The organism is Kitasatospora sp. NPDC056531 (assembly GCF_042794375.1).
Classification (GTDB): Bacteria; Actinomycetota; Actinomycetes; order Streptomycetales; family Streptomycetaceae; genus Kitasatospora.
In genome coordinates this window covers 4912-9357 of the sequence record NZ_JBHTTU010000155.1, presented here as the reverse complement: position 1 = coordinate 9357, position 4446 = coordinate 4912, and the positions used below count along the sequence as shown (strand labels likewise).

Annotated in this window: 2 protein-coding genes; both read left to right on the top strand. The window is 73.5% G+C overall.

Annotation, left to right across the window (positions count from 1 at the left end; all coding sequences use genetic code 11):
- Nucleotides 1-1303: condensation domain-containing protein (locus ACFQ87_RS42535; protein ID WP_380616331.1), on the top strand; the 1303-nt coding region annotated here is incomplete at its 5' end.
- Between the two features lie 47 nt (nucleotides 1304-1350).
- Nucleotides 1351-4446: amino acid adenylation domain-containing protein (locus tag ACFQ87_RS42530; protein ID WP_380616330.1), on the top strand; the 3096-nt coding region annotated here is incomplete at its 3' end.

Sequence of the window (4446 nt, the reverse complement as noted above, 5' to 3'; positions counted from 1 at the left end):
GATCCAGCAGTGGTTCCTCCAAACCCACGGCCCCGAGAACCACTTCAACCAGTCGGTGCGGCTGGAGTGCGCCGAGCAGCTGGACTCGACCCTGCTGAGCGACGCCCTGTCCGCGCTGATCGGGCACCACGACGCGCTACGGCTGCGGCTGGAGGAACGCGACGGCCGCTGGCACCAGTACCTCGCACCGGTCGACGACACCGACGTCCTCGACGTGGTCGAGGGCGCCGGTCTCACCGCCGAGGAGGCGGAGCAGGCGCTGCTGGCCGCCGCCGAAGCCGCCCAGGCGTCCTTCGACCTCGCCACCGGACCGCTCCTGCGCGCCGTCCTGCTCGAAGCGGACGAAGGCCCCGACCAGCTGGTGCTGGCCGTCCACCACCTCGCCGTGGACACCGTGTCCTGGGACGTCCTGCTGCAGCACCTCGGGCTCGTCTACGGCCAGCTCGACGCCGGCCGGCAGCCGAGCCTTCCCGCCAAGACGACCTCCTTCCAGGCCTGGGCGGGCGCGGTCGCCGCCCACGCCCGGTCCGAGGAGTTCGCCCCGGCCGCGGAGCACTGGCGCGCGCTCGGCACCCTCCACGCGGGCGAACTGCCGCGTGGTGACGACCCGGGCGGCAACACTGCCGCCGATGCGCGGACCGTCTCCGGCACCCTGGACGCGGCGGCGACGGAGGCGCTCGTACGCCGGTCGGCCGCGGTCCACCGTGCCGACATCAAGTCCGTCCTGATGACCGTCCTGGCCCGGACCCTGGCGGACTGGACGGGGCGGCGGGAGTTCCGGATCGACACCGAAGGCCACGGCCGAGACGCCCTGGGCACCGGGCTCGACGTGTCCGCCACGGTCGGGTGGTTCACCGCGGTCTATCCGGTGCACGTACGCCTGCCGGAGGGGGACGACCCGGTCGCCCAGCTGCTGGACGTCCACCGCCAGCTCTCCGGACAGCCCGTCGGCGCCGGCTACGGGATGACCAGGTACCTGCGCGACGAGTCCGCGCCGTGGACCGCGTCGGACCTCTGCTTCAACTACCACGGGCAGCTCAGCTCGGGCTCGGAGGACGGCCTGCTCCGGCGGGCTCCGGGCGGACGCGGCGCGGAGTTCGCACCCGGCCTCCCCCGGCCCTACCGGTTCGATGTGACGGCGCTCGTCGCGGACGGCGAGCTGCGGCTGCACTGGGGCTACCCGGGCCGCGAGTGGGAGGCGTCCGCGATCCAGGAGCTGGTCGACCGGTTCCTCGGGCACGCCCGCACCCTGGCGATGAGCTGCGCGCCCGGCACCGACCCGGCGGAGGAGAAGGCACCGTGACAACGCCCCGGACGCCGGACGCCCCGGCCGACGCTCAGGAAGGGACCATGTTGAACCTCGTCCGGCTGTCCAAGAGCCAGCAGCAGCTGTGGTTCGCCGAGCAACTCGGCGCGCACCCGGCCGGATACCTCGTTCCGCTGCCGCTCCGACTGTCGGGACCGCTCGACGTCGGCGCGCTGCGGTCGGCGCTGACGGCCCTGGTCGCACGGCACGAGCTGCTGCGGACCTCGTTCCGCCTCGTCGACGGCGAGCCGTGCGGCGTCGTACGGTCGGCCGAGCGGTTCGGTCTGTGCATCGAGGACGCGCCGGAGCGCACGAGCATCGAGGAGCACGTGCTCGCCGAGGCGACGGCCCCGCTGGACATCGCCGAGGAGCTGCCGATCCGCGCCCGCCTCCTCCGCCTGGCCGACGAACTCCACCTGCTCTTCGTCACCGTCCACCACCTGGCCTTCGACGACTGGTCGCGCAACGTCCTCTACGCCGAACTGGCCGAGCTCTACAACGCCGCCGTCACGGGCCGCGCGGCGGACCTGGCCCCGCTGGAGATCACCTACGCGCAGTTCGCGGCGGAGCAGGAGGACCGGTCCCGGGACGGGAGCGCCGCGGAGCACCTCGACTACTGGCGGGAGCAGCTCGCCGGCCTCGAACCGTTCGAACTGCTCCCGGAGTTGCCACGACCGGCGCACCGCTCCGGTGCCGGGGACGTCACCGGCTTCGTGATCCCGCGTCCGGAGGCCGAGCGGCTCGCCGCGCTCGGCCGGTCCGTGGGCGCCACGCCCGCCATGGTGCTGTTCGCGGCGTGCCAGGTCGTGCTCCGGCAGTACACCGGCCGCGACGACGTGACCGTGGGCACCGCCGCCGCGGCGCGGGACGCGGCCGAGACGGCCTCGATGATCGGCCCGCTCCTCACCATGCTGGTGCTGCGCGGCGACACCTCCGGCGATCCGACCTTCGCCGAATCGGTCGAGCGGATGCGGGACTTGGTGCTCGACGCCTTCGAACACGCGGAGGCCCCGTTCCCGATGCTCGTCGAGGAACTCGCCCCCGAACGCGACCCCTCCCGCACCCCGCTGTTCCAGGTCATCGTCGGCTACGGCAGCGGGCGCCGCCGAGCGCCCGACCTGGCGGGACTGACCGTCACCGAGCTGCCGGTGCCGGGCGTGGGTTCCAAGTACGACCTCGGCATCTGGTTCGACCACCTGGTGGACGGCGCGATAGCCGTGGACGTCGCCTGGGACGTCAGCCTGTACCGGCCCGAGACGATGCGCCGGTTCGCCGCCCAGCTGGAGGCCGTGCTCGCCCAGGTCGCCGAGGACGGCCGGCGTCGCATCGGCGAGCTGTCCCTCGATGCCGAGGCCGGACGGGCCCTGGCGCGGTTCTCGGCGGGGCCCGACCGGCCCGCGTCCGAGAGTGCGCTGCACGAGCGCTTCGCCGTCCAAGCCGGGAAGACCCCCGACGCCGTCGCGCTGGTGCTCCCGGACGGCGCGGCGACCAGCTACGCCGAGCTGAACCGGCAGGCCAACCGGATCGCGCACCGGCTGCGCGCGGCGGGTGTCGGCCCGGAGACGCTGGTGGGCGTCCGCGCGGAGCGCTCGTTGGAGCTGGTGGCCGCCCTGTACGGCGTCCTCAAGGCCGGGGGCGCCTATGTCCCCCTCGATCCCGAGCATCCGCGGGACCGCCTCGCCGACCTCCTCCGGGACACGGCCGTGCCGGTGATCCTGACCCAGGGGCGGATCACCGGAACGCTCCCGGCCACGGACGCGCTGGTCCTGGACCTCGACGATCCGGCGCAGTGGGCCGACTGGCCGGACAGCGACCCGGCCGTACCCGGCGACCTCGACAACGCCGCCTACACCATCTCCACGTCGGGCTCGACCGGGCGTCCCAAGAGCGTCGTGCTCTCCCACCGCAACGCGGTCGAGCGGCTGGACTGGTTGCAGGCGAGGTACCCGCTCCGGCCCGAGGACGCCTTCCTCCAGCGGTCCTCGCTGAGCTTCGACGCCTCGGTCCTGGAGTTCTTCTGGCCGCTGACCGTCGGCGCCCGCCTGGTCCTGCCCACCCGCGACGGCCACCGGGACACCGGATACCTGCGCGATCTGATCCGGACCCAGGGCGTCACCGCAGGCCAGTTCGTGCCGTCCATGCTGAGCGTTCTGCTCTCCGAGCGCGGCATCGAGGAGTGCACGACGCTTCGGCTCGTCGTGGCCTGCGGCGAGGAGGTACCCGTCGCCACGGCGCGGGAGCTGTTGCGCACACTCCCGAGCTGCGAGCTGTACAACGGCTACGGCCCGACCGAGGCCACGGTCTGCGTGAACTGGTGGCAGTGCACACCCGACACGCTGGCCGACCTCAGCACGGTGCCGCTCGGGACGCCGTTCGGCAACACCACCACCCACATCCTGGACGCCGACCTGCGGCTGGTCCCGCCGGGCGCCGTGGGCGAGTTGTTCATCGGCGGCACCGGCGTGGCCCGGGGCTACCTGAACCGCCCCGGACTGACCGCCGAGCGGTTCGTCCCCGACCCCTTCTCCGGCCGCCCCGGCGCCCGGCTGTACCGCACCGGGGACCTGGTGCGGCTGCGCCCCGACGGCGAGAGCCTGGACTTCCTCGGACGGGCCGACCAGCAGGTGAAGGTCCGCGGATTCCGCATCGAACTCGGTGAGATCGACGCGACCCTGTGCGCGCACCCCGACGTCCGGGACTGCGCGACGACTGTCACGGTGCTACCGCCCGGCGACCCCAGGCTCATCGCGTACGTGGTGGCCGCGGACGGCACGCTGCCGGAGCCGGACGCGCTGCGGACCTTCGCGGAGCGACGCCTGCCGGCCCACGCCGTGCCGAGCGCGGTCCTCGTCGTGCCCGAGCTCCCCAGGACGGCCAGCGGCAAGCTCGACCGGGCGGCGCTGCCCGCGCCCGAGCTGCCGGCGCCCGGTACGGCGGGTGGCGGCGAACCGCGGAGCGCCTTGGAGGAATGGCTCTGCGAAGTGTGGCGCGAGGTACTCGGGATCCCGCACGTCGGGATCCACGACAGCTTCTTCGGCCTCGGCGGCCATTCGCTGCTGGCGATGCGCACGGTGAACCGGATCCGGGACGAGCTCGCGCTGGACTTCCCGATGAGCCTGCTGTTCGACTGCCCGACGGTG